The following is a 24,126-nucleotide window of genomic DNA, read 5'->3' as shown; positions in this document are numbered from 1 at the left end:
AGCAGCAGCAGGTCGGGCTTGCTCAGGAGCAGCTTGCACAGGGCGACACGGCGGCGCTCACCGCCGGAGAGGTGGGTGACCGGCGAGTCGCCGGGCGGGCAGCGCAGGGCGTCCATCGCCTGTTCGAGCTGGCTGTCGAGGTCCCAGGCGTCGGCGGCGTCGAGGGCCTCCTGCAGCTGCCCCATCTCCTCCATCAGCTCGTCGGAGTAGTCGGTGGCCATCAGTTCGGCAACCTCGTTGTAGCGCTTGAGCTTGACCATGATGTCGCCCATGCCCTCTTCGACGTTCTCCTTGACCGTCTTGTCCTCGCTCAGCGGCGGCTCCTGCAGCAGGATGCCGACAGTGGCTCCGGGGTCGAGGAAGGCCTCGCCGTTGGACGGCTGGTCGATCCCGGCCATGATCTTGAGGATCGACGACTTGCCCGCGCCGTTGGGGCCGACGACGCCGATCTTGGCGCCCGGGTAGAACGACATCGTGACGTTGTCGAGAATGACCTTGTCACCGTGCGCCTTTCGCACATTCTTCATGGTGTAGATGAATTCGGCCACGCCCTAAACCTCTTCTTCGACGAGAATCGCGCACGGCGATCGACTCCGCGCGCACAACAGCATCCCAGTGTAGAGGTCGGGCGCTGTGTGACATCCGAGACATCGCGCGACGGTTGGGAACAAGCTCTCTCCGCGGCCCGTTGAACCTGTCAGTGCGCCGACGAGCCCGTCGGCGCCAGCCATCGGAGGAGGATCGGCCATGCGTTTGCGACTGAAGGTCTGGCACCGCAAGCAGCGCTACGCGATCCGCCAGCAACCGGCGATGAACTCTGCCTACCGCGTCGCTGTCGGGGTCGTCGGCGGCCTGATGGTCCTCGCCGGCATGGTGATGATCCCCCTGCCGATCCCCGGCCCCGGCTGGGTGACGTTCTTCCTCGGCCTGGGCGTCCTGTCCACGGAATTCGCGTGGGCCCACCGCATCACGACGTTCATGCGGACCATGCTGCGCCGCGCCGGTCAGTTGACCACGCGGGCAACGGCCTACGTCGCCGATCACGTCATTACCCCTGTCCTGCTGTTCGTGGCCTCGTCGGTCTACGCGCCCCGCCCCGTCCCGGTCCGCGTCGCCGCCAGAATCTGACCCCCGTCGAGCTCGGGGCCAAGGTCCCGACTGTGGTCGAAGAGCCCCCCAAGTAACTGACATCGAGCGTTTTCACAATTAGGCTGACGCGGTGTCCACCCCGACCACGCATCCCGACTGTGCCGACCAGCGCCGCCGCGTCCCGATGCCGCTGGTCTACCGCTACCTCGGTGACAAGCGGTTCGCCTACGCCCTCCCCCGCGCGCTCACGTTGCAGATCCTGCAACCGGGCAACGCCGCCAGCCTGGTGCAGCACGTCCACGGCGGCGTGTGGGCGCACAAGAGCCGGGCGATCGGGCAGATGGTCTACATCGCCTACAGCAACCGTGACCTGACCTCGGTGATGCGCACCGCCCACGCCCACGTCAAGGGCACCGACAGCACCGGACACCGCTACCACTCGCTCAACCCGGAGCTCTTCTACTTCCAGCACGCGACCTACGTCGACACGCTGTTCGCGTCCATCGACATCTTCCACGGTGGCCTCTCACGCGACGAGAAGGAACAGCTGTACCGCGAATGCTGCCTGTGGTACGCGAAGTACGACATTTCCGACCGCGCCCAGCCGGCGACGTACGGCGAGTTCACCGAGTACTTCGACGACTACTGCGCCACGCAGCTCACCCGGACCCCCGACGCCGATTCGTTGCGCCACGAGGCCCTGCACCCGCCCACCTGGTACCCGCGCAAGGTTCCGGCAGCAGCCATCCGCGCCATGCTCAATCCGCGCGCGGCGCAGCTGCTCGACGTCGACGTCAGCGTCGCCGACCGGGCTGCACTACGCGCGTTCGCGACGACGACGAACCTTCGGTTGGCCATGCTGCCCCAAAAGTTCCGACTCATCCCTTCAGCGCGGCACGATCCCGACGACTGAGGGTGCCTCGACCAAGCTGCCAACGTCAGACAGCTGTGTGATCAGCGAGTTGGGCAATCGCCGCTTCAATGTCTTCGGCGAGGTCAGCATCGACGACGAGACGACGTGCTTCGGCGATCAATTCCGGTTCAACGGTCTTCCCGTTCTCTACCGCGTATTCGAGACCATCCAGGACTGCCAGATCGTATTCGCGCACTTTGAAAGTCGACTCCGAAAAGATCCACCCACGATCCACAAACGTCCGCGCCAGCTCTTCGATCGTCATCGCCGCCATGGCCCCCACCGTACCCGCTGTCTCGCCTGACCTGCAGCGATGCGACCGACGTCCTCAACGGCCGGGTACGCGGTCCGCAACGGTTGCCTCTTGCGGTCCATCACCCTAACCTCAACCGGAACACAGTCGACGATCCGGCGAAAATAGTGTTGGCTGCCGCGAAGCTCGATTGAGAACGGGCATGCCAGCGCCAAGTCGAGGGCTTGCATCACGTCGCGTTCGGTCCATCTCGGCTTGAGCTTCCGAAAGTCGTCGAGGTGATTCCCTGCCGATCGTCGACCCGGACCGTCGCCGTACAAGATGTGCACGGCACGACTTCTGGGATCAGGCCGGTCGGCAGGCACAAACCTCAAAGCGCGGCCGCCGTCCAGGACGTCGGGATAGGTAGAAGGAACGGCGTCGGCCGGTACGCGCCACGACGTGTCACGCCGTAGCGATTCGATGATCGCCGCACGCTCCGGCCCAAGCCAGTAGTCGTGATCTCGCGCCCCGACCGACTCATCCGACTGCGCGCTCAGAACGTCGGCGACAACTCGTCGTCGCGCGGAGCGATGCCGTTGATCTCATCGTCGACGTCGGTGATGATGACAGCCGGAACCACGCCGTCCCCGCCGCCGCCCTCGATCGCCGGCGTCGATTCAGCCTCCACCTCCGCGGGCGACTCGGCGGACGCAGGCGTAGCCGGAAAGCCGACTGTCCGGGCGATGCAGCGGGCCAGGTCGAGGCCGACCGAGGTCGCCGTCATCTCCAGCGAAGTGCGCATCTGACCGTCGGCACCCACGTACTCGGAGGTGTGCACGTGGCCGGTGACGATGATCGGGCGCCCCTTCTCCACCGATGCCGCCACCCCCATGGCGAGTTTCCGCCAGCACGACACCGTCAGGTACAGCGTCTTGTCGTTGGCCCAGTCGCCGGTCTCCGAGTCACGGCGGCGTGAATTGCTCGCCATCCGGAACGAGGTGACATCTCCCGCCGATGTCGGACGCATCACCGGCTCGGTGATGCAGTTTCCAACGACGGTCATTGCTGTTTCAAACATGGTGGCCCCCCAGCCGTGAAATTGATTGGTCCGTCCACACTTGCCCATCGCATCCGCCGGGCGCTACCCCCTCAGCGGCCATCTGTGGATAACTCGACCCCTGTGGAAAACTCCCGTCGTCCGGGACAAATCCGGCGCCCATCCGCCAGCCATGGCATCGTCATTGGGGCAACCCCCGCCCGAAAGGACCCGCCGTGCTCAGCGCGATCGGTGCAATCGTTCCTCCGGCCCTCGCCATCGCGTTGAGCCCCTTCCCGATCGTGGCGATCATCCTGCTGCTCCTATCGCCGAAACCCAGAGAGTCTGGAGCCGCCTTCTGCTTGGGCTGGATAGTCGGCCTGCTGGTACCGCTCGTGATCGCGATGGCCATCGCCGAGGCCGCTGACATCGGTGGGCCGGAATCCTCGCCGAGCCGGGGTGCCGCCATCGTCCGGATCGTGATCGGGATCGCCCTCATCCTGCTGGGAGTTCGGCGGTGGCTGCAGCGACCCAAACACGGCGAGTCAGCCGAAGAACCCAAATGGCTCGCGCACGTCGACGCGCTCACCCCCGTGAAAGCGTTGGGCCTGGGCCTTCTCCTGTCCGCGGTCAACCCGAAAGAGCTGCTGGTCACCATTGCCGCGGCCCTCGCACTGGCCAAAACAGAGCTCAGCGCCACCGCGCTTATCGTCCCGTCTGCGGTCTTCGTCATCGTCGCGAGCCTGCCGGTGATCGCACCACTGGTGGCCTACATGCTGGTGTCCGACCGCATCGATCCACCACTGGCAAAGGCCAAGAAATGGCTGATCGCCAACGACTCGGTGATCATGGCGGTCGTCTTGTGGCTGATCGGCGCAGCCGTGCTCGCGAAGGGGCTGCACGCCTTCTGATGCGACCGCCCTACCGACCGCCCTTGTTGAGCGTTGCGAGCATCTCGTTGTACTCGCGCAGCTGCGCGTCGTCGTCGCGCTCGGCGTTGCGGTCGTAGCGCCGTGCCTCCTTGACGTCCTCGCGCCGCCATTGGAACAGCAGCGCGACCATCACGAGGACCAGCGGGATCTCGCCGGCCGCCCACGCGATCCCCCCGCCGACACGCTGATCCGCGGCGAGGTCGGTGTTCCACGGCAGCATGAGCCCGCGGTAGTACGTCTCGGCGATGATCCCCGACGTCATCATCAGTGCTACCCCGAAGAACGCATGCAGCGGCAGCGTGCCCCACACGACGCCGAGCTTGCCCAGCGGCGACAGCCGGTACGGCGCATGGTCGACGCCGATGACGGTCCAATAGAACAGATAGCCCGCCAGCAGGAAATGGAAGTTCATCAGCAGGTGGGCGCCGTGGTACTTGACGACGGTGCCGAAGAGACCGCCGAGGTACAGCACATAGAAGCTGCCGACGAACATGACGATGGCGACCGCAGGGAATCCGAGGGCGCGGGCCACCGGGCTGTTCACGCCGTACTGCACCCACTCGCGCGGTCCCGGCGGGTTGTCGCGCCCGGCGACCGGCAATGCCCGAAGCGCCAGCGTGATCGGCCCGCCGAGCACCAGCAGCACCGGCACCAGCATCGAGAGCATCATGTGGTTGATCATGTGGATGGAGAACATCGCCGGCGCATAGCGTCCGAGCCCCGACGAGGTCGCGACCAGCAGCGCGGCACACCCCAGCACCCACGACACCGTCCGGCCGACCGGCCATGCGTCGCCGCGCTTGTGCAGCCGCCACACCCCGCGCAGGTAGACGACACACGCGACGATGGCCGCCGTGCCGAAGATCAGGTCGAAGCGCCAATCGAATGCGAGGCGGGCCAGCGTCGGCGGGCCGTCAAGGCGATATCCGAGCGCCTCCTCCATCGGCGTGATATCGGTCGGGCTGCTCCCCGGCGGCGGTGGAGTGTGCGACAGCGCCACCGCGATCCCGTAGGTGATCGCGAAGACGAGCAACTCGACGAGCCCGAAGCGCACGAACAACGACCGCGGCGGATCATCGTCGTCGGCGATCTGGGCGACGGTGCGCCGCCGGTGCAACGCGCCCAGCACGCCCAACACGACCAACGCGACGACCTTGGCGACGACGATGAGGCCGTAGGTGCTGGTGAACAGATCGGCGACGGGCACGCGCACGGCCGCGTTGATCACCCCGGACACGCCGACGACGAGGATCAGCCAGAACGCCGTCCGGGAGAAACGGCGCACCGCCAGCGCGCGCCACCGCCCGCCCGCGAGCGCGTAGACGACGACGGCGAACAGTCCGCCGAACCACGCCACCGCGGCGACGATGTGCAAGATCAGGCTGTTGGCCGCGATGTCGTGTGAGCCGCCGGCCGCGGAATGACCGGCCAGTGCCAGCGGCATCAGCGAGAGCACACCGAATAGCATCGCGCCGAACACATAGCCCCAGTGCATGCTGAACCGCGCGAACAGCATCGCCACGAGCGCGAACACGGCGGTCACCGTCCAGGTACGCGCGTCGGAGACCGTCGAATAGGCGGTGAAGAAGTCCCCCGAGGTCAGCAGTTCACGGACCGGCTTGCCGACCAGGTTGGATACCGAGAGCACGATCATCGCGACCGAGCACACGACCCACACGCCGAAGAACGTCGCCGCCCACCGCAATGCGCGATAGCCGCCGATGTCGAGCAGGCCGTCGGTCTGCGGCGGCACGAAGAACGCCGCGAACAGCACCGACCCGACCGCCAGCGCCACCACGATGTACCCGACCGCGGTGACGGCCGGTCCGCCAAAGGTGGTGATGTCGCCGGGGTCGCGCAGGCCCAGCAGTGCACGGGCGGTCGGCGCCGACGGTGCGAACACCGCGACGGCGACACCGGCGGCGACGACGCCGAGGATCGTCGCGAGTGCACGGACGACCGGGCTGCGGTCGTCCATCTCGTCGTGGGCCGTCATGCCCTCAGCCTAGTGAGCGCCGGAACCATCACCTCTGCCGGATATACTCGCCACGGCCCTCGTGCCGTCAGCCTCCGTAGCTCAGTTGGATAGAGCAGCCGACTTCTAATCGGCAGGCCGCAGGTTCGAGTCCTGCCGGGGGCGCCGTGACATCCTTGCCGGCCTCGGGCCGGTGCACAGCCGCCTCGACCTACCGACACAGCCCGGCATGGTCGATACTGGAGTACGTGGCCCACATCACCGTTCGACGACGTGTGACGCGCGTGCGGGTCGGGCACCTCCCCGCCGAGCGTGCCGACTTCGTCGCCGCCGAGGAACCGCTGGAGATCCGCGTCGACGGCCGACCGCTGACCGTCACGATGCGCACCCCCGGCCACGACGTCGAGCTCGCCGCCGGGTTCCTCGTCTCCGAAGGCGTGGTCCATGACGCCGCCGACATCCGCACGGCCCGCCACTGCCCCGGCTCTGACGGACCTGACTCCGGCAATGTGGTCGATGTCTTCCTCGCCGATCACGTCGCACCCCCGAGCCCCGGAATCGAGCGCAATTTCACCACGACCAGCTCGTGCGGGGTGTGCGGCAAGACCAGCATCGACGCGGTGGCCACCGAGTCGCACTTCGGCGTCGACGACGATCCGCTGCGCCTGTCCCCGGAGGCTCTGGCGGGTTTCCCCGATGTCCTGCGCTCGGCGCAGACCGCGTTCGACCGCACCGGCGGGCTGCACGCCGCCGCGCTCTTCGACGGCGAGACCGGCGCGATGCTGGTGATCCGCGAGGACATCGGCCGCCACAACGCCGTCGACAAGGTCGTCGGCTGGGCCGTACTGAACGGCCGCCTCCCTCTCCACGGCGCCGTGCTCCTCGTATCGGGACGCGCCGGTTTCGAACTCGCCCAGAAAGCCGTCATGGCCGGGATCCCACTGCTCGCGGCGGTATCGGCCCCCTCGTCGCTGGCCGTCGAATTGGCCGAGGCCGCCGGGCTCACCCTCGTCGGCTTCCTGCGCGGCGATTCCATGGTCGCCTACAGCCGACCCGACCGGCTCGAGACCGTCGACAGTATCGTCGCCGCACCCGGGGACGACCCGCGCGATCTGGTTGCGGAGCGTCCGAGGCGGCCGTGATGCGTCTCACTCCCGCGCAAGCAGCGTAACGATGCAGGTCAGAGCCACCCTCACAGCGTCGTCTACGCCGTTGTGAGAACCAGTTGACGACCGCGTTACACCGGGCCGACCACCGTGAAACGCGGTATCGCGACCATGGTTGCCATGAGCGCGCCCGCCCTGCCGTCGACCGTGGACACCGTCTGCGGTTATTGCGGCGTTGGTTGCGGCCTCACCCTGAGCCTCAAGGACGGCGACCCCGACACCGTCGCAAGCACCAAGGGCAACCCCAAGCACCCGGCCAATTTCGGTCGCCTGTGCACCAAGGGCAACACCACTGCGGACATGCTCAACGCACCCGGACGGCTCACCACTGCCCTGTGGCGCCCAACCCGCGACGAGGAGCAGCGCCCGATCGACGTCGACGACGCTATCGCCGAAGTCGCCAAGCACTTCGTTGAACTGCGGGAGCGCCACGGCGACGACGCCGTGGCGTTCTACGTGTCGGGACAGATGTCACTGGAGGCCCAGTACCTGTCGAACAAGCTGTGCAAGGGCTACTTCCGCACCAACCTCATCGAGTCCAACTCGCGCCTGTGCATGGCCAGTGCGGGCACCGGTTACAAGCAGTCCCTGGGTGCCGACGGCCCCCCCGGCAGCTACGAGGACCTCGACCATGCCGACGTGTTCCTGGTGACCGGCGCCAACATGGCCGACTGCCACCCGATCCTGTTCCTGCGGATGATGGACCGGGTCAAGGAGGGGGCCAAGCTCATCGTCGTCGACCCTCGTCGCACGGCAACCGCCGCCAAAGCCGACCTCTACCTGCCCGTGCGCCCGGGCACCGATATGGCGCTGCTCAACGGCCTGCTCAAGCTGATCGTCGACGCCGGACAGATCGACGAGGAGTTCATCGCCGAGCACACCAACGGCTGGGACGTGATGACCGACCACCTCGCCGACTACACCGCCGATCGCGTCGCGGCGATCACCGGCGTCGACGAGGCCGATCTGCGGCAGGCAGCGGAGTGGATCGGCGCCGCCCAGAACTGGGTGACGCTGTGGACGATGGGCCTCAACCAGTCCATCCACGGCACCTGGCACACCAACGCGATCTGCAACCTGCATCTGGCGACCGGCGCGATCTGCCGGACCGGCAGCGGCCCCTTCTCACTCACCGGCCAGCCCAACGCGATGGGCGGGCGCGAGATGGGCTATATGGGACCGGGCCTGCCCGGCCAACGAGCAGTGCTCGATCCCGCTCAGCGCGCCGAGGTCGAACAGATCTGGGGCGTACCGGAGGGCACCCTGCACACCAATCTCGGCGGCGGCACCGTCGACATGTTCGAGTCGCTGGCCGACGGCCGGATCAAAGCCGTGTGGGTGATCTGCACCAATCCGGTCGCGTCGATGGCCAACCGCACCAACGTGATCAGCGGTTTGGAAAATGCGGAGTTCGTCGTCGTGCAGGACGCGTTCAGCGGGGTCGAGACAGCGGAGTACGCCGACGTCGTCCTGCCCGCGTCGCTGTGGTCGGAGTCCGAGGGCGTGATGATCAACTCCGAGCGCAACCTCACCCTCACCGCCCCGCTGCTGCGCTCACCCGGCCAGGCGATGCCCGACTGGTTGCTGATCTGCAAGATCGCCCAGGCGATGGGATTCACCGAGGGGTTCGACTTCCCCGATGCGGCCGCCGTCTTCGACGAGATCACCCGCTTCCACAACCCACGCACCGGCTGGGACTTGCGCGGCGTCGACTACAAGCGCCTGCGCAACGGACCGGTCCAGTGGCCGGTCCCGCCCGGAGGCGACGACCGCAATCCGATCCGCTACCTCAACGACGGCATCAGCCAGACGCTGTTCACCGACGAGAACGGCCACACCCCGCGGCTGGCCTTCGCGACGCCGTCGCGGCGCGCCCAGTTCTTCGCCCGGCCCTACCTGCCGCCGGCCGAGCTCCCCGACGACGACTTCCCACTGACACTGACCACCGGGCGCCTCCCCCACCAGTGGCACACGATGACCAAGACCCGCAAGGTCGCCAAGCTCATGAAGCTCAACCCGTCGACGTTCATCGAGATCAACCCCGTCGACGCCGAGAACCTCGGCATCACCGACGGTGATCGGGTCGAGATCGTCTCGCGCCGCGGCAAGGCCTTCGCGCCCGCCGTGGTCACAGACCGCATCACGGTCGGAACCTGCTTCGTCCCCATGCATTTCGCCGACGCCTCCGGTGCCGACCTGGCGATCAACGCCGTCACCAACGACGCCGTCGACCCCGACTCACTCCAACCGGAGTTCAAGGCCTGCGCGGTGGCACTGTCACCCGCACCGGTCGCCGACCAACCAGGAGACCCTGTGTCCACTGATTCCGTCGCCCTTCTCGCCTCCGCCTTCGGTGACCAAGCGCACGCCCCCGTCACCCTCGCCGAGTCCGAGCGCGCCTACCTCACCGGCCTACTCGCCGGGCTGCGGACCAGCCCGCCCGACGGAGATGTCCCGACGGTGCCGTCGCACGCACCGCTTTCGCCGTCATCGCGGGCCTGGATCGACGGCGTGCTGGCCGGGGTCTACTCGCGCGTTCCCCTGGCTGCGGGCACCGCGGTCACAGCAACCACGGGCGGAACCGGCAACGACACCCCCGTCGGCATCGGCGCGGGGCAGCGCACCGTGCGCGTCGTGTGGTCGTCGCAGACCGGCACAGTCGAGGATTACATCCCGACACTGACCGCAGCGCTGGGTGCGGCGGGGTTCACCGTCGACGAGGCCAGCGCTGATCAGGTCTCGGTCGAATCGCTGACCGGTAACGTGCTGTTCGTCGTCGCCTCCACCGGCGACGGTGATGCCCCGGATTCCGGTGTGGCGCTGTGGGATTCGTTGGCCAAGGTCGAGCCCGATGACGCGCTGTCGGACCTGCGGTATTCGGTGCTGGGGTTCGGCGACTCCTCCTACGCCGACTTCTGCGGGTTCGCCCGCAAGCTCGACGCCCGTCTCCACGACCTCGGCGCCACTCGTCTCAGCGACCGCGTTTCGTGCGAACCCGACTACGAGGACCATGCCGCGCAGTGGCAGACCAAGGCGTTGGCAGCACTGGCGGCCGTCGGCGACGGGCCCGGCGAGCCGACCACTGGTGCTGCCGCGGCGGGCGCCCCGGAACCGTCGGATGAGCCGGTGCCAGTCACGTACTCGCGGAAGAATCCGCTGTCCACCGAACTCATCGACAACACCCGGCTCACAGCCGAGGAGTCCGACAAGGAGGTCCGCCGGTTCGCGTTCGCCCTGCCCGAGGGGACGTTGACCTACAACGCCGGCGATGCGCTGGGCGTGTGGCCGACCAACCGACCCGCGCTGGTCGAGGAATGGCTGGCGCGCACCGGACTCGACGCCGACGAACAGATCACCGTCAAAGGTGAGGCGCGCCCCCTCGTCGACGCCCTCACCGACCACTTCGACATCACCCGGATCACCCCGGACCTGCTGCGCTGGCTGCACCGCCACCATCCCGACCAGGGATTCGACAATCTGGCCGGCCACCCCGCGGACCTGCGTGCGTGGTCGTGGGGCCGCCAGGCGATCGACATCATCACCGAGTTCCCGGTGACCGGATCGGTGCAGGACTGGCTTGCGGTGCTCAAACCACTGGCGCCGCGGCTGTACTCGATCTCATCGTCGCCCCTGGTCGATCCGGGGCGAGTGGAAGTCACCGTGTCAGCGGTGCGGTTCCAGACGCAAGCGCAGCGCCACGGCGTCTGCTCGACCTTCCTCGCCGACGCGCAGCCCGGCGCGCCGATGCGGATCTTCATCGCACCCAATGCCCGGTTCGGACCGCCGGCCGACGGCACCGCACCAATGATCATGATCGGTCCCGGCACCGGCGTCGCCCCGTTCCGCGGCTTCCTCCATGACCGGTCACGCACCGGCGCGACCGGCGAGAACTGGCTGTTCTTCGGGGACCGCCACGAGGCAACCGATTTCCTCTACCGCGACGAGCTCACCGAGATGAACGAGTCCGGTGTGCTCACGCAGCTCGACCTCGCCTTCTCGCGCGACCAGGAGGAGAAGGTCTACGTCCAGGACCGGATGCGCGCCCACGCCGCCGAGATCTGGGCTTGGATCCACCGCGGTGCCCACGTCTATGTGTGCGGCGATGCCGAGAAGATGGCCGTCGACGTCGACGATGCGTTGCGCGAGATCGTCGCCGAGCAGGGCCGGATGTCGCCGCACATGGCGGAGTCATACCTGGCCGCGCTCGCCGCAGACGAGCGCTACGTCCGCGACGTCTATTAGTCACCGCCTCGTCCGGGTTCGGCCCCGCTCGCTACCACTCCCGGCGCCGCCGCGGCCTCGCTTGTACGGTGACACCGTGGACTTCGACGCCGTCATCCTCGCCGGCGGTCGGGCGCGACGCCTGGCCGGGGCCGACAAACCGTCGAGCCTGATCGGTGGGCGGCGCCTCATCGACATCGCACTGGCGGCGGTGGCGGGCGCGCAGCGGATAGTCGTCGTCGGCCCGGATCGCGACCTACCCGCACAGGTCATCACGGCCCGCGAGGATCCGCCGTTCGCCGGTCCGGTCGCGGCCGTCGACGCCGGACTCGCCGCGCTGGGAACCCTCCCCGACGGCCGCGAGATAGCGGTCCTTGCCGCCGATCTGCCGTTCGTCTCCGCCGAGCAGATCGGCGAGCTCGCAGCACGCCGACGCGCGGTGGACGCCCCGGTGGCACTGGCCGTCGACGAGGCCGGGCACACCCAGTACTTGCTCGGCGTGTGGCGCGCGGACGCACTGCGCGCTGCGTTGAGTACCGCGGACGCGTCCATGCGGTCACTGGTCCCCGCCGGTGTACTCACAGTCCCGCTGGCTGACACCGACGACATCGATACCGCCGAGGACCTCGCGTTGGCACGCCTGCGCACCACACCGCTGCAGCGCGTCGCCGATGCACTGGCACCGCTGCACTCGGTGGCATCACGCACCGTCGACGTCGACGACGCGCTGGGCGCCGTCTTGGCCGTCCCACTGGTGGCCGCCACCCCCTTCCCCGCCTTCGACACCGCGGCGATGGACGGCTACGCGGTGCGCGGCGCGGCGCCGTGGCAGATCGTCGGCGCACCGGTGCGCGCCGGGCATGCGGGCGATCCGTTGAATGTCACCGGGACCGCGGCGCTGATCGCGACAGGCGCCCCGCTACCGCCCGGCGCCGACCGCGTCATCCGCGTCGAGGAGACCACTGTGCTCGACGACGGGCTGATCACCGAGACGACCGTCGGACGCGACGACACCCGCCGACGGGGCGAGTCGTGGGCCGCCGGTGATGAACTCGCCGAGGCGGGGACGGTCGTGGACGCAGCCGTCATCGGCACCGCGAAGGCCGCCGGGGTAGCGCGACTCTCGGTGCGCGGCCCGCTGCGCGCCGTGGTCCACTCCTCCGGCGACGAGGTCGGCTCGACCGGATCGTCGGGGATCGTGGACACCGCCTCCCTGCCGGTGCGCGAAGTACTGGCTCGCCTCGGCGCGCAGGTGAGCCGCGGCGCCCATCTGCCCGACGCAACAGCGGCCCTGCGGACCGCCGTCGGGCCCGACCGCGCACCGGGCGAGGTGATCGTCGTCATCGGTGCGACCGGGCGCGGCAGCGCGGACCTGTTGCGCGCCGCACTACTCGACGTCGGCGCGACGGTCCTGCTCGACGGCATAGACGTGCGCCCGGGCGGTTCCCTGCTCATCGCGGCGCTACCCGACGGCGGTGTCTTGCTGGGTCTGGGTGGCAACCCGGTCGCCGCCCTCTGCGGTGCGGCGCTGTGCGCCCCAGTGATTCGCCGTTTGTTACTCCAGGCCCGCCCCGACGGGGTCGAACAGATCACAGTGACCAACGCCACCGAGCTGTCCCACCCACAGTTGTCGCGCATCGTCCCGGTCCGTTCCGACGGGGGCCGATGGGTCGGCAGCCCGGTCAAATCCACCGCTGACCTGCGGTCTCTCATCGGTGCGCACGCCTTGGCGCTACTCGCCCCAGCCGGGTACGACGGGGCTCTCCGCCTGCTTTAAACGCCTCACATCGCAACCGTGTCAGATGTGCGCTGTTGCGAACAGACGTGAAACTTAACCGCCAACGTCGCGCAACACCGCGTTTCTACCTTGGGATTCAACGTCGTCAAGGAGGAACCAGATGGCACCCCAGCCCACAGCACCCCAGACCGTAGTCGTCGTCGGCCACGGAATGGTGGGCCACCGTTTCGTCGAAGCGCTGCGCACCCGCGACACCGAGAACACCTGGCGCGTCATCGTGCTCGGCGAGGAGTCCGACGCCGCCTATGACCGCGTCGGCCTGTCCAGCTACGTCGGGACGTGGGAGCGCTCGTCGCTGGCCCTGACCGGCAACGACTACGCCGGTGACACCCAGGTGGAATTGCGCCTGGGCAACGCCGTCACCGCGATCGACCGCGACGCACGGACCGTCACCCTCGCCGACGGCGAGAGCGTCGCCTACGACGCCCTCGTCTTGGCGACCGGATCGTACGCCTTCGTACCGCCGGTCCCCGGCCATGACAGCGCCGGTTGCCACGTGTACCGCACGCTGGACGACCTTGACGACATCCGCGGCGACGCGCAGCGCGCCCTGGAGAAGGATCCCGGCGCCGTCGGCATCGTCGTCGGCGGCGGCCTGCTGGGCCTGGAGGCGGCCAACGCGCTGCGCCAGCTCGGCCTGCGCCCGCACGTCGTCGAGTACAACCCGCGACTCATGCCGCAACAGGTCGACGAGGCCGGTGGCGAACATCTTGCCCGCATGGTGGGCGAGCTCGGTATCGACGTGTCGCTGGGGGTCGGCACGTCGAACATCGAGGCGCTCGACGACGGTGTCCTCCGGGTCACGCTTGGCGAGGACACCGTCGTCGACGCCGCCCTGCTCGTCTTCGCCGCCGGCGTCCGGCCGCGCGACGAACTGGGCCGACTCGCCGAGTTGGAGCTCGCCGAGCGCGGCGGCATCCTGACCGACCTCGGCTGTGTGACGTCGGATCCCGCGATCTACGCGATCGGCGAGGTCGCGGCCATCGAAGGCGTCTGCTACGGCCTTGTCGGACCGGGCTATGCGACCGCCGAGGTGGTCGCCGACCGCCTGCTGGCAGGCGACGCGGAGTTCCCCGGGGCCGACCTGTCGACGAAGCTGAAGCTGCTCGGCGTCGACGTCGCCAGCTTCGGCGACGCGCACGGCCGCACCCCGGGCGCGCTCAACGTCGTCGTGTCCGACCCGATCAACGGCACCTACTCCAAGCTGGTCCTCTCCGACGACGCCTCGACCCTGCTGGGCGGCATCCTCGTCGGTGACGCCAGCTCCTACGGACTGCTGCGCCCCCTCGTCGGGCAGTCACTGCCCGGTGACCCGGTCAGCCTCATCTCGCCGGCCACCGACGGCGCCCCCGCGATCGGCGTGGGTGCACTCGGCGACGACGCACAGATCTGCTCCTGCAACGACGTCTCCAAGGGCACGTTGTGCTCGGCGATCGAGAACGGCGCCTGCACGGTGGCCGATCTGAAGAAGTGCACCGGCGCGGGCACCGCGTGTGGTTCCTGTGTGCCGCTGCTGTCGCAGGTGCTCGACGCCTCGGGCGTGGAGCTCAGCACGGCGCTGTGCGAGCACTTCGAGGCCTCACGCGCCGAGCTGTTCGAACTCGTCCAGGCCAGTGGCATCCGGACCTTCACGGGCCTGATTGCCCGCTTCGGCACCGGTACCGGCTGCGACATCTGCAAGCCGACCGTCGCGTCGATCCTGGCCTCGACCAGCTCCGACCACATCCTGTCGGGCGAACAGGCGTCGCTGCAGGACAGCAACGACCACTTCCTGGCCAACATCCAACGCAACGGCACCTACTCGGTGGTGCCGCGCGTGCCCGGCGGTGACATCACCCCCGAGCACCTGATCCTGATCGGCCAGATCGCCAAGGACTTCGGCCTCTACACGAAGATCACCGGTGGTCAACGCATCGACATGTTCGGTGCCACGGTCGACCAGTTGCCGGAGATCTGGCGGCGCCTCGTCGACGGCGGCATGGAATCCGGCCAGGCCTACGGCAAGTCGCTGCGCACCGTGAAGAGCTGCGTCGGGTCGGACTGGTGCCGCTACGGCCAGCAGGACTCGGTCCAGCTCGCTATCGACCTAGAGCTGCGCTACCGCGGGCTGCGCTCGCCCCACAAGATCAAGATGGGTGTCTCGGGCTGTGCCCGTGAGTGCGCTGAGGCCCGTGGCAAGGACGTCGGCGTGATCGCCACCGACAAGGGGTGGAACCTCTACGTCAGCGGCAACGGCGGTATGACCCCGCGCCACGCGCAGTTGCTGGCCGGCGACCTCGACACCGAGACGCTGATCCGCTATATCGACCGCTACCTCATGTACTACATCCGCACCGCCGAGCGCCTCGAGCGCACCGCGCCGTGGATGGAGCGCATCGAGGGTGGGCTCGACCACATCCGCGAGGTCGTCGTCGACGACAGCCTCGGCCTGGCCCACGATTTCGAGGAGGCGATGGCCCGCCACGTCGAGGGCTACTCGTGCGAGTGGAAGGGCGTCCTGGACGACCCGGACAAGCTGTCGCGCTTCGTGTCCTTCGTCAACGCCCCCGGCACCCCGGACCCGACGGTGAGCTTCGGCGAGAACAACGGCCGCAAGGTCCCCGTGCTGCTGGGCACCCCCGCGATGCCCGTCAGCCAGAAGTAGATCCGCAAAGCCAGGAAGTAACAGGAGAACAGCCCATGACTCTCAACTTCGACCTCCACCGCTGGACCCGCGATTGGACGGCGGCGTGCCCGCTCGAGCGGTTGATGCCGCTGCGCGGCGTGGCCGTCCTGCTGCCCGACAACGCGCAGGTGGCCCTGTTCCGACTCGCCGACGACAGCATCCGCGCCATCGGCAACATCGACCCGATCGGCCGAGCCGCAGTGATGTCGCGCGGCATCGTTGGCGACCGCCACGGCTTCCCGACCGTGCAGAGCCCGCTGAAGAAGCAGGCATTCAGCCTGATCGACGGGCGCTGCCTCGACGCCGAGGGCGTCAGCATCCCGGTGTACGCCACCCGCATCGGCCTCGACGGCACCGTCTTCGTCGCCAACTCGCCGGAGATCTCGTTCGGCTACCGTCCCGACGGTTTCGGGCGCAGGGTCGCGAGCGCGTCATGACCACGCTGCTCGTCGCCCACGGCACCCGCAACCCGCGCGGCGTCGCCATGATCGGCGACCTCGCGCACGCCATGTCACAGCGGCTGCGCGACGAGGTGCGCGTCGGCTTTGTCGACGTCCTGGGGCCCGATCCGGCAGAGGCGATCAGCGGTATCCGCGGTACCGATCCGGTCCGCGTCGTCCCCGCCTTCCTTGCCAGCGGCTACCACGTCCACTCCGACCTTCCCCGCTACCTGCACCAGACGCCGCGGCCCACGCTCCTGTCGGCGCCCCTGGGACCAGACGCCGCGCTGGCGGACGCGATGGTCGCCCGCCTGCTGGTGGCCGGCTGGCAGCCCGGCGACGAGGTCGTGATGGCAGCCGCCGGATCGCGCGACCTGCGGGCACAGGGCGACGTCGCAGCCATGGGGCGGTTGCTCTCGCAGCGCGTCGGCGCGCCGGTCCGCATCGGCTTCGTGATCCCCGCCGTCGACGGTTCGGGCTATCCCCCGGTCGCCGACGTCGTCGCGGCAGCGCGCGCCCAGTCGCGGCCGGGCAGCCGGGTTGCCGTGGCCGCCTACCTGTTGGCCGACGGTCTGTTCGCGCGACGCCTGCACGACGTAGGCGCCGATATCGTCGCCGCGCCGCTCGGGCTGCACCGGGGCGTCGTCGAGCTGGCGTGCCGTCGGGCGGAGTCCGCGGTTATGTCGCCGGATCCGCTGTCGCAGCCGGGATCGCATCGGAGCGTCGTACCCGCCAGGTGATGAGGGTCAGCGCGACCAGTGCCGACAATGCCGGCCACAGTGCGGGCATGCCGCCCATCGCCGAGTAGAGCGCACCGCCCAGCAGGGCCCCGCAGGCCAGCGCCGCCCAGATCAACGCCGGACGCACCCAATCCCACCGCGGGCCGCCGAGCAGCGCGTTGGCCACCTGGTGGCCGGCTTTCACGATTGACCCGGTCACGTACGTCACGGGCACCGAGACCTGTCCGTCGTGCACGAAGGTCGCGTTCAGCATTCCCATCGCGACGGCCGCGATCAGTACCGCGGGCACCGGGAGCCAGGGTTGGGTCGAGGCGACGGCCGCGATTCCGACGAGCGTCGAGGTCCCCACCAGCACGCTGACCCGGCCGTCGCGGTAGTGCGCCAACAGCCCGCCCGCGACAGTGCCCACGAAAAACAGTCCGATGAGCCCGAGCGCTTTGCCCGCACCCGCGATGTGCGAGGTCGTGGTCTCGGCCGCCATCCGCGTCGTGTTGCCGCTCATGAAGGACACGAAGAAGCCGCCCAGATCGAGGAAGCCGACGGCGTCGACGTAGCCGGCCGTGGCCGCCAATAGGCAGGCGAGAAGCAACTCACGCTGACTCTTCAGTGGCATGCGCCCGATTCTAAGGGTCAGTCGACGGCGAGTCGGTAGCCACGCTTGACGACGGTGACGATGAGTTCACGTGCGCCCAATGCCGAGCGCAGGCGGCCGATAGCCACCTCCACCGCATGGGCATCGGCCCCCGCTACGGGCAGCAGCCGCAGCAGCTGCTCCCGGGACACCACCTCGCCCGGGTTGGCGGCGAGCGCGTGCATCAGGGCCATCCCCGACGGGGACACATCGCGTACCTCCCCGTCGACGACGATCGAGTTGGCACGCACGCCGACGGAGTGCCCGGCAACGGCGAGATCGGGCCGCCGCGCGGGCAGATCGTCACCGATCAGCCTGGCCAGCGCGCCCAGCCGCATCCGCTCCGGGGCGACACTGGGCACGCCGACGTCGTCGAGCGGACGCGCGGTGACCGGCCCGACGCAATAGGGCACGACCGGGCCGCGCAGGGCCGCGATCAGGTTGTCGTAACTGCCGACCTCTTTGGCCCGCTCCAGCATGGCCGCGACCGCAGGGGCCGACGTGAACGCAGCAGCGTCGACGCGGACGGCTGCGATCTCGGCCAGCAACTGATCGAAGCGGTCCTGGTCGGCCGGACCGGTCCAGCGGTAGACGGGGACGCCGACGACATCGGCCCCGCGACGGTGCAGCTCGGCAAGGAAACCGGGGTTGGGATCCCAATCGTCGGTTGCGCCATGCAGCTGCACGGCCACACGCTGGCCCGACAGGTCCTCGGGCAAGTGGGCGAGAACTTCGACGCTCGACTCCGACTCCGGCGACCACTCCTCACGCAGTCCGGCGGCGCGCAGCGCGCCGGTGGCCTTCGGGCCCCGCGAGATGACCCGTGTCGTGGCGAGCTGGTCCATCAGGGCCGGGGTGAGGCCCCATTCCTCGGTGGCCTCCACCCAGCCGCGGAACCCGATGCCGGTGGTGGCGATCAGCAGATCCGGGGCGGTAGCGATCAGGTCGTCGGTGGCGGCTCGCAGGGCCACGTCGTCGGCGAGTGGGATGATCGCCATCGCCGGGGCGCTCAGCGTGTGAGCGCCCCGGCGTTGGAGGAGCATGGCGAACTCGTCTGCGCGACGGGCCGCGGTGATCGCAACGGTGAACCCGGTCAGGCCCTCGGACCTGGTGGTTGCGTTGGCGATCATTACCCCATTCTCTCAGAAACCTTCGCCGAAGCGGCGTTGGGCGACTCGGGCACGTCGGCGACGGCCGTCATGGGTGCCGCAGATCGCGGCATCCGGATGTACACCGCCCAGGTCGTGATGGCAGCGAGGACGTACACCACTCCGAACACCATGAACGCCGAGGTGGCAGCACCGGAGCTGAGGTAGGACTGCCGAAGGACCAGGTTGATCCCCACGCCGCCCAGGCCGCCGACGGCGCCGGCGATGCCGATGACCGCACCGGTCAGCTGGCGCGAGTAGTCGGCGCGCTCGGTCGCGGTGGCGAAGCCCTTGGACTGCGCGGCGGCGTCGAACACCGACGGGATCATCTTGTACACCGAGCCATTGCCCAGGCCCGACAGGATGAACAAGAGGATGAAGCCGACGATGTAGAGGGCCAGCGAACCCTCACTGAAAATGAGGATCGTCGAGGACGCCGTCATCCCGATGAACACGCCAAAGGTGACCTTGCTGCCGCCGATGCGGTCGGCGAGCTTACCCCCGTAGACCCGGCTGATCGAACCCAACAGAGGGCCGATGAAGGCGATCTGTGCGGCGTGCAGCGCCGCCTGTGGCGCCGTGTCCCCGTGGTCCTTGAAGTAGCCGACCAGCACTTGGCCGAAGGCGAACGAGTAGCCGATGAACGAGCCGAAGGTGGCGATGTAGAGCGCCGCGATGATCCACGTGTTGCGGTTGCCGCAGGCGCGGCCCATGGCCTTGACGTCGACGCCCAGTTCGAGGTTGTCCATCTTGAGGGCTGCGCCGATACCGGCGAGCACGAGCAGGCAGAGGTAGATCGCGCAGACCCAGTACGGCGCTACGTCGCCGAGCCAGGCCACCATCATGAGACCGATCAACTGGACCGCGGGCACGCCCAGGTTGCCACCGCCGGCGTTGAGGCCCAGCGCCCAGCCCTTGAGGCGTTGCGGGTAGAAGGCGTTGATGTTGGTCATCGACGACGCGAAGTTTCCGCCGCCGAAGCCGCAGAGCGCTGCGCACAGGAGGTACAGCCAGAGGGGCTGGCCGGGGTTGGCCAGGATCCAGATCGTCGCGCCCACCGGGATGCACAGCACGAAAGCGGAGAACACCGTCCAGTTGCGTCCACCGAAGCGGCTCGTCGCCATCGTGTAGGGGAAGCGCAGCAACGATCCCACGAGCGTTGCCGTCGCGCCGATCAGGAACTTGTCCCCCACCGACAGGCCGTAGACGTCGGCGGGCATGAACAGCACCATCACCGACCACAGCGACCACACCGAGAACCCGACGTGCTCGGCGGCCACCGACCAGATGAGGTTGCGCTTGGCGATGGCCGACCCGCCGTTGTCCCACTGGGCCACGTTCTCCGGGTCCCACTCCGCCAGGATCTGTTTGTCCGTGTACTCGCGTATCTCTTTCACGTTGCCTCCCACCACGTAGCTGTTTGGTTGGGGGCGACGCTATGGATTTGTTGTTGCGAACTGCGGCACCGGTAGTCACCGAAACGTAACTAGAACCTCACGCGCTGCGATTTCGCGTTGTGCGGTCCGGCCAGAGTCCCGGCACCCATCGACCGCGCAACCCGACGAGGATGACCACGCTCACCACGACCAGGCCCACCGACATCGCCACGGCGGACTGGTCGTCGCGCACTAATGCCAGGTAGATGGCCAATGGAAGGGTCTGCGTGACCCCTTCAACGTTGCCGGCGAAAGTCACCGTCGCACCGAATTCCCCCAGACACCGCGCGAAACACAACAGGGCTCCGGCACCGATTCCGGTGCGGATCATGGGCAAGGTCACATGCCAAAAGGTGGTGAGACGCCCGGCACCGAGGGTGTAGGCCACCTCCTCGGCCTCCACGTCGCGGGCGCGCAGCGCGGATTCGACGCTGATGACCAAGAACGGCATGGCGACGACGAGTTGGGCCATCACAACGGCGACGAAGGTGTAGGTCGGGGTCCATCCGAACCACGAGTCGAGCAACGATCCGATCGGCGCCCGCCGCCCGAACGCCGCCAGCAGGCCCGCACCGATGACGACCGGGGGCAGCACCATCGGGACCAGGACCGCCAGACGGACGGTCGCCCGGAGCCGATCCGAGGAGATGCCGCCGGCCAGCAGTGCGGCCAACGGGACGCCCAGCGCCGTCGCGATGAGGGTGGCCAGTGTCGCCGAGGCCAGCGACAGCCAGAGCGCCGACCGCGCCGACGGTGAGGTGAGCAATCCGACCATGCGGCCCCACGGCGCGGTGAGGACCAGGGCCAGCAGCGGCGTGAGGAGAACGAGGAGGCCGACAACGCCGACGGCGGTCAGAGCCGGTGACGGTCGGCCGGTCTGCCCGACCGACGAGCGTCTGTTGATCCGTCGTCGGCCCGGGGTCACGCGGGCCCGAATCCGGCTTCCTGGAAGATCCGCTGGCCTTCTGGCCCGGCCAGCAGATCGACGAACAACTGCCCCTGCTCGGTCAACGCCGAGGCCGGGTACTTGTTGACCGGGGCGTCAGGGATCGGGATCGTCTCCACCTTGTCGCCCGCCGATTTCGCGTCGGTGGCGTAGACCAGGGCGGCATCAGCCTCACCGGAGGTGACTGAACCGAGCGCTGCGCGCACGTCGACGGCCCGGCTGATCGGGTGCGGCGTACCGCCGATCGCGGCGATCGCCTTCTCCGCGGCCCGTCCGCAGGGGACTTCGCTCGCGCACACGACCGAGCGGTTGCCCGGGACGGTGAAGTAGCGCACGTCGGTCACCTTGCCGGGGTTGCCCTTCGGCACGACGATGACCAGACGGTTGGTGGCAACGACGTGGGGGTTCTTCGCCACCCCCGCGTCGACGGCCTTGGTCATCGTCGCCTCGTCGGCGGTCACCAGTACGTCGCCCTTAGCCCCCGACGTCAGCTTCTGTACGAGCGCCGAGGAGGCTCCGGTGTCGACCTGGACCTTCGCACCCGGGTTGTTGTGCTCGTAGGCGGCGACCATCGGCTTCAGGACGTCCACCAGCGACGCCGCCGCCAGCACGCGAATGGACCCGGGCGAGGAGTCGTCATTCGAGCAGCCGCTCAACGGCAACACGACCGTCATCGCAGCCACCGCCACCACCGCCAGCTTCTTCATCATTGCGCTCCTAGCCGCCGGCAAACGGGGGAAGCAGGTCGACGTCGGTGCCGATCGCCGCACCGTCTTCCCGGACCATATCGTCGCCGGTGAGGACCGACGACAGTCGTGCCAACTCTTCCACGTCGGGGCCGTGCCGGCGTCCGACTGCGTCGCGCAGACCGCCAACGGTCGCCTCGACGAGTTCGAGGGTCTCGCGTCGGCAGCCGGTGCGGTCGGCCAGCGCCGCGAAGTAGGTGACGGTGACCCGCGGTCGTGGCTCAGCCACCGATCGCCCCCATGCTGCGCTGCGGCGCGACCACCTCGTCGAGCCCGGCGTGCCCGGCACGTTTGCGCCAGGTCACCGCGCGCCACGCGTCGGCGATCTCGTCGTCGGAGCCTCCGGCGCGCACAATGCCGACGAGGTCGATCTCGTCGTCGGAGAACAGGCACGGCCGGACCGTGCCCTGCGGGGTGATGCGCGTCCGGTCGCAGGTCCCGCAGAACGAGCGGGTCATCGACGCGATCACCCCCAAGCGGTACGGCTGCGGCGGACCGTCGGGATCGTCGACGAGCCACAGCGCGGCCGGCGCGCTGGGATCGTCGCGGCCGATCGGGGTGAGCGTCATCGTCGTACCGAGTTCGTCGAGCAGGTCCTGGCAGGAGACCAGGGTCTCCGGGGTCCAGGTGCGCTCGGCGTCCAGCGGCATCGATTCGATGAACCGCAGGGCCAAGCCCCGGTCGCGGCACCACCGCAGGAGTTGCGCGGCCCGCGACAGCGTCTCCGGCAACAGGACCGCGTTGACCTTCACCGGGGTGAGTCCGGCAGCGAGCGCGGCATCGATGCCGGCGATGACGTCGGGCAACCGGTCGCGACGGGTCACCTGGGCGAACAGCTGCGCGTCGACGGTGTCGAGCGACACGTTGATCCGGCTCAGGCCGGCGTGCGCGAGGCCCTCCGCACGGCGGGCCAGGCCGATGCCGTTGGTGGTGAGTGCGATGGGCAAGCCCGGGTGGCGCGAGCGGATCGTCGCGACGATGAGTTCGAGATCACCTCGTACCAAGGGCTCGCCCCCGGTCAGGCGCACCTCCTCGATGCCCAGTTGCGACACCGCCACATCGACCAGCCGCGACACCTCAGCGACGCTGAGCAACTCCTCGCGCGGCATCAATGGCAACCCCTGCTCGGGCATGCAGTAGCGGCAGCGCAGCGTGCAGGCCTGCGACAGCGAGACGCGCAAGTCGCGGGCCCGCCGGCCCAACCCGTCCACCAGAAACGGCGACGGCGCGGGAAGCTCTGACGCGGTCACGCCCCTGAGGCTACCCGTGTCCCTAAGCTGATGGGGTGTCCCGTCGCCCTGTCCAGCAGCACCGCCAGGCCATCGCAGTGCTGCTGGCCGATATCGGCGGCCCCGAACGCATGCGCGTCAGCGAGGCCTTGGGCAGCGTATTGCTCGAACCGGCCCGCGCCGCGACCCCGCTTCCAGTATTCGACAACTCCCAGATGGACGGCTTCGCCGTGCGGGCCGCCGACGTCTCCCCCGGCGTAGCGCTGCCCGTCGTCGCGCGCATCTACGCCGGGTCACCGGCCGCTCCTCTCGCACCGGGGACCACCACGGCGATCATGACCGGCGCACCGATCCCGGCGGGTGCCAACGCAGTGATCCCCGTCGAGGAGTCCGACGAGCAGCCCGTTGCCGACGGGACGGTCGTCACGTTCACCACCGTGCCCCAGGTCGGCACGTTCGTCCGCCGTGCCGGTTCGGATGCGCAGGCCGGCGAACTGATCGTCGAAGCGGGTACCGCACTGGCACCGCACCACCTCGGCGCGCTCGCCGCGGCCGGGGTCACCGACGTCGTCGTGTACCGCCGACCTCGCGTCGCCGTCATCTCGACCGGGTCCGAACTCGTCGCACCGGGCCTGCCCTTGGCACCCGGACAGATCCACGAATCCAACTCGGTGGCGCTGGCCGCGCTGGTAAGCGCCAACGGCGGCGCGGTGATCAGTCAAGCGGTGGCCGGCGACGGCGACGGCGAGTTCGCCGCCCGCCTCGACGAGGCGGTCGCCG

21 protein-coding genes and 1 tRNA gene are annotated in these 24,126 nt (G+C 68.7%); 11 read left to right on the top strand and 11 right to left on the bottom strand.

The window, feature by feature from the left end; genetic code table 11:
* Positions 1-548: ATP-binding cassette domain-containing protein (locus B4L26_RS06580; RefSeq protein ID WP_290717274.1), on the bottom strand; the 548-nt coding region annotated here is incomplete at its 3' end.
* 199 nt (positions 549-747) lie between these two features.
* Here B4L26_RS06580 and B4L26_RS06575 point away from each other — a divergent pair.
* On the top strand, positions 748-1,128 hold the full coding sequence (locus B4L26_RS06575; RefSeq protein ID WP_290717273.1) for a PGPGW domain-containing protein: 381 nt from the start codon (positions 748-750) through the stop codon (positions 1,126-1,128).
* A 91-nt stretch (positions 1,129-1,219) separates the two neighbouring features.
* A complete protein-coding gene (locus B4L26_RS06570) occupies positions 1,220-2,002 on the top strand; it encodes an oxygenase MpaB family protein (protein ID WP_290717271.1) in 783 nt (260 codons plus the stop codon).
* Between the two features lie 25 nt (positions 2,003-2,027).
* Here the strand turns inward: B4L26_RS06570 and B4L26_RS06565 are convergent, their stop codons facing one another.
* Positions 2,028-2,276, bottom strand: a complete 249-nt coding sequence (locus B4L26_RS06565) for a hypothetical protein (RefSeq protein ID WP_290717269.1) — start codon at positions 2,274-2,276, stop codon at positions 2,028-2,030.
* Positions 2,277-2,790: 514 nt separating this feature from the next.
* Positions 2,791-3,315, bottom strand: coding sequence for a single-stranded DNA-binding protein (ssb, locus tag B4L26_RS06560; protein WP_290717267.1), 525 nt, complete (start codon positions 3,313-3,315; stop codon positions 2,791-2,793).
* Between the two features lie 194 nt (positions 3,316-3,509).
* Between ssb and B4L26_RS06555 the strand changes: the two genes are divergently transcribed.
* Complete coding sequence (locus B4L26_RS06555) at positions 3,510-4,184, top strand: GAP family protein (protein ID WP_290717265.1); 675 nt, start codon at positions 3,510-3,512, stop codon at positions 4,182-4,184.
* A gap of 10 nt (positions 4,185-4,194) precedes the next feature.
* Here the strand turns inward: B4L26_RS06555 and B4L26_RS06550 are convergent, their stop codons facing one another.
* Entirely contained in the window at positions 4,195-6,201 is a 2,007-nt protein-coding gene (locus B4L26_RS06550; protein ID WP_409563470.1) for a cytochrome c oxidase assembly protein, read from the bottom strand.
* Between the two features lie 70 nt (positions 6,202-6,271).
* On the opposite strand from B4L26_RS06550, the gene B4L26_RS06545 reads away from it, so the two are divergent.
* The 7 genes from B4L26_RS06545 (at position 6,272) to B4L26_RS06515 (ending at position 17,210) form a co-directional block, all read left to right on the top strand.
* Positions 6,272-6,345 (top strand) — tRNA-Arg (locus tag B4L26_RS06545).
* A gap of 83 nt (positions 6,346-6,428) precedes the next feature.
* Positions 6,429-7,322 (top strand): formate dehydrogenase accessory sulfurtransferase FdhD, encoded by an 894-nt coding sequence (gene fdhD, locus B4L26_RS06540; protein WP_290717263.1) that lies wholly within the window; start codon positions 6,429-6,431, stop codon positions 7,320-7,322.
* Between the two features lie 144 nt (positions 7,323-7,466).
* The gene (locus B4L26_RS06535; protein ID WP_290717261.1) at positions 7,467-11,588 is read left to right on the top strand and encodes a molybdopterin-dependent oxidoreductase; all 4,122 of its coding nucleotides are present in this window, start codon (positions 7,467-7,469) and stop codon (positions 11,586-11,588) included.
* A gap of 76 nt (positions 11,589-11,664) precedes the next feature.
* Positions 11,665-13,344 carry an NTP transferase domain-containing protein gene (locus B4L26_RS06530; protein ID WP_290717259.1) on the top strand — a complete coding sequence of 560 codons (1,680 nt, stop codon included), beginning with the start codon at positions 11,665-11,667 and terminating at the stop codon, positions 13,342-13,344.
* A gap of 121 nt (positions 13,345-13,465) precedes the next feature.
* Positions 13,466-16,009: a nitrite reductase large subunit NirB gene (gene nirB, locus B4L26_RS06525; protein ID WP_290717257.1), complete on the top strand. Its 2,544-nt coding sequence runs from the start codon at positions 13,466-13,468 to the stop codon at positions 16,007-16,009.
* A 35-nt stretch (positions 16,010-16,044) separates the two neighbouring features.
* The gene (nirD, locus tag B4L26_RS06520) at positions 16,045-16,467 is read left to right on the top strand and encodes a nitrite reductase small subunit NirD (protein WP_290717255.1); all 423 of its coding nucleotides are present in this window, start codon (positions 16,045-16,047) and stop codon (positions 16,465-16,467) included.
* Positions 16,464-17,210 carry a sirohydrochlorin chelatase gene (locus tag B4L26_RS06515; protein ID WP_290717253.1) on the top strand — a complete coding sequence of 249 codons (747 nt, stop codon included), beginning with the start codon at positions 16,464-16,466 and terminating at the stop codon, positions 17,208-17,210. Before nirD ends, B4L26_RS06515 begins: the two co-directional genes overlap by 4 nt.
* Here the strand turns inward: B4L26_RS06515 and B4L26_RS06510 are convergent.
* From B4L26_RS06510 to moaA, 7 genes are all read right to left on the bottom strand, one after another.
* On the bottom strand, positions 17,149-17,823 hold the full coding sequence (locus tag B4L26_RS06510; protein ID WP_290717251.1) for a YoaK family protein: 675 nt from the start codon (positions 17,821-17,823) through the stop codon (positions 17,149-17,151). The genes B4L26_RS06515 and B4L26_RS06510 overlap by 62 nt on opposite strands.
* Before the next feature lie 17 nt (positions 17,824-17,840).
* Positions 17,841-18,971, bottom strand: coding sequence for a uroporphyrinogen-III synthase (locus tag B4L26_RS06505; protein ID WP_290717249.1), 1,131 nt, complete (start codon positions 18,969-18,971; stop codon positions 17,841-17,843).
* Complete coding sequence (locus B4L26_RS06500) at positions 18,971-20,386, bottom strand: nitrate/nitrite transporter (protein ID WP_290717247.1); 1,416 nt, start codon at positions 20,384-20,386, stop codon at positions 18,971-18,973. Before B4L26_RS06500 ends, B4L26_RS06505 begins: the two co-directional genes overlap by 1 nt.
* Before the next feature lie 97 nt (positions 20,387-20,483).
* The gene (gene modB / locus B4L26_RS06495) at positions 20,484-21,350 is read right to left on the bottom strand and encodes a molybdate ABC transporter permease subunit (protein WP_290717244.1); all 867 of its coding nucleotides are present in this window, start codon (positions 21,348-21,350) and stop codon (positions 20,484-20,486) included.
* Complete coding sequence (gene modA / locus B4L26_RS06490; protein ID WP_290717243.1) at positions 21,347-22,078, bottom strand: molybdate ABC transporter substrate-binding protein; 732 nt, start codon at positions 22,076-22,078, stop codon at positions 21,347-21,349. Before modA ends, modB begins: the two co-directional genes overlap by 4 nt.
* A gap of 10 nt (positions 22,079-22,088) precedes the next feature.
* Positions 22,089-22,346, bottom strand: coding sequence for a MoaD/ThiS family protein (locus tag B4L26_RS06485; RefSeq protein ID WP_290717242.1), 258 nt, complete (start codon positions 22,344-22,346; stop codon positions 22,089-22,091).
* Complete coding sequence (gene moaA, locus B4L26_RS06480) at positions 22,339-23,367, bottom strand: GTP 3',8-cyclase MoaA (protein ID WP_290717241.1); 1,029 nt, start codon at positions 23,365-23,367, stop codon at positions 22,339-22,341. Before moaA ends, B4L26_RS06485 begins: the two co-directional genes overlap by 8 nt.
* Positions 23,368-23,402: 35 nt before the next feature.
* Between moaA and B4L26_RS06475 the strand changes: the two genes are divergently transcribed.
* Positions 23,403-24,126: molybdopterin molybdotransferase MoeA (locus B4L26_RS06475; RefSeq protein ID WP_290717240.1), on the top strand; the 724-nt coding region annotated here is incomplete at its 3' end.

It is taken from the genome of Gordonia sp. UBA7599, from assembly GCA_002477755.1.
In the GTDB taxonomy this organism is placed as follows: Bacteria; Actinomycetota; Actinomycetes; order Mycobacteriales; family Mycobacteriaceae; genus Gordonia.
The sequence above is the reverse complement of the archived record's forward strand: the minus strand, read 5'-3'. Positions and strand labels throughout refer to the sequence as shown.

What these genes read in the sequence shown, in the direction of transcription:
- B4L26_RS06575 (WP_290717273.1), top strand. Translation starts at nt 748, where the DNA reads ATGCGTTTGCGACTGAAGGTCTGGCACCGCAAGCAGCGCTACGCGATC.
- B4L26_RS06565 (WP_290717269.1), bottom strand. Translation starts at nt 2,276, where the DNA reads ATGGCGGCGATGACGATCGAAGAGCTGGCGCGGACGTTTGTGGATCGT.
- ssb (WP_290717267.1), bottom strand. Translation starts at nt 3,315, where the DNA reads ATGTTTGAAACAGCAATGACCGTCGTTGGAAACTGCATCACCGAGCCG.
- B4L26_RS06550 (WP_409563470.1), bottom strand. Translation starts at nt 6,201, where the DNA reads ATGACGGCCCACGACGAGATGGACGACCGCAGCCCGGTCGTCCGTGCA.
- B4L26_RS06535 (WP_290717261.1), top strand. Translation starts at nt 7,467, where the DNA reads ATGAGCGCGCCCGCCCTGCCGTCGACCGTGGACACCGTCTGCGGTTAT.
- nirB (WP_290717257.1), top strand. Translation starts at nt 13,466, where the DNA reads ATGGCACCCCAGCCCACAGCACCCCAGACCGTAGTCGTCGTCGGCCAC.
- nirD (WP_290717255.1), top strand. Translation starts at nt 16,045, where the DNA reads ATGACTCTCAACTTCGACCTCCACCGCTGGACCCGCGATTGGACGGCG.
- B4L26_RS06515 (WP_290717253.1), top strand. Translation starts at nt 16,464, where the DNA reads ATGACCACGCTGCTCGTCGCCCACGGCACCCGCAACCCGCGCGGCGTC.
- B4L26_RS06510 (WP_290717251.1), bottom strand. Translation starts at nt 17,823, where the DNA reads ATGCCACTGAAGAGTCAGCGTGAGTTGCTTCTCGCCTGCCTATTGGCG.
- B4L26_RS06505 (WP_290717249.1), bottom strand. Translation starts at nt 18,971, where the DNA reads ATGATCGCCAACGCAACCACCAGGTCCGAGGGCCTGACCGGGTTCACC.
- modA (WP_290717243.1), bottom strand. Translation starts at nt 22,078, where the DNA reads ATGAAGAAGCTGGCGGTGGTGGCGGTGGCTGCGATGACGGTCGTGTTG.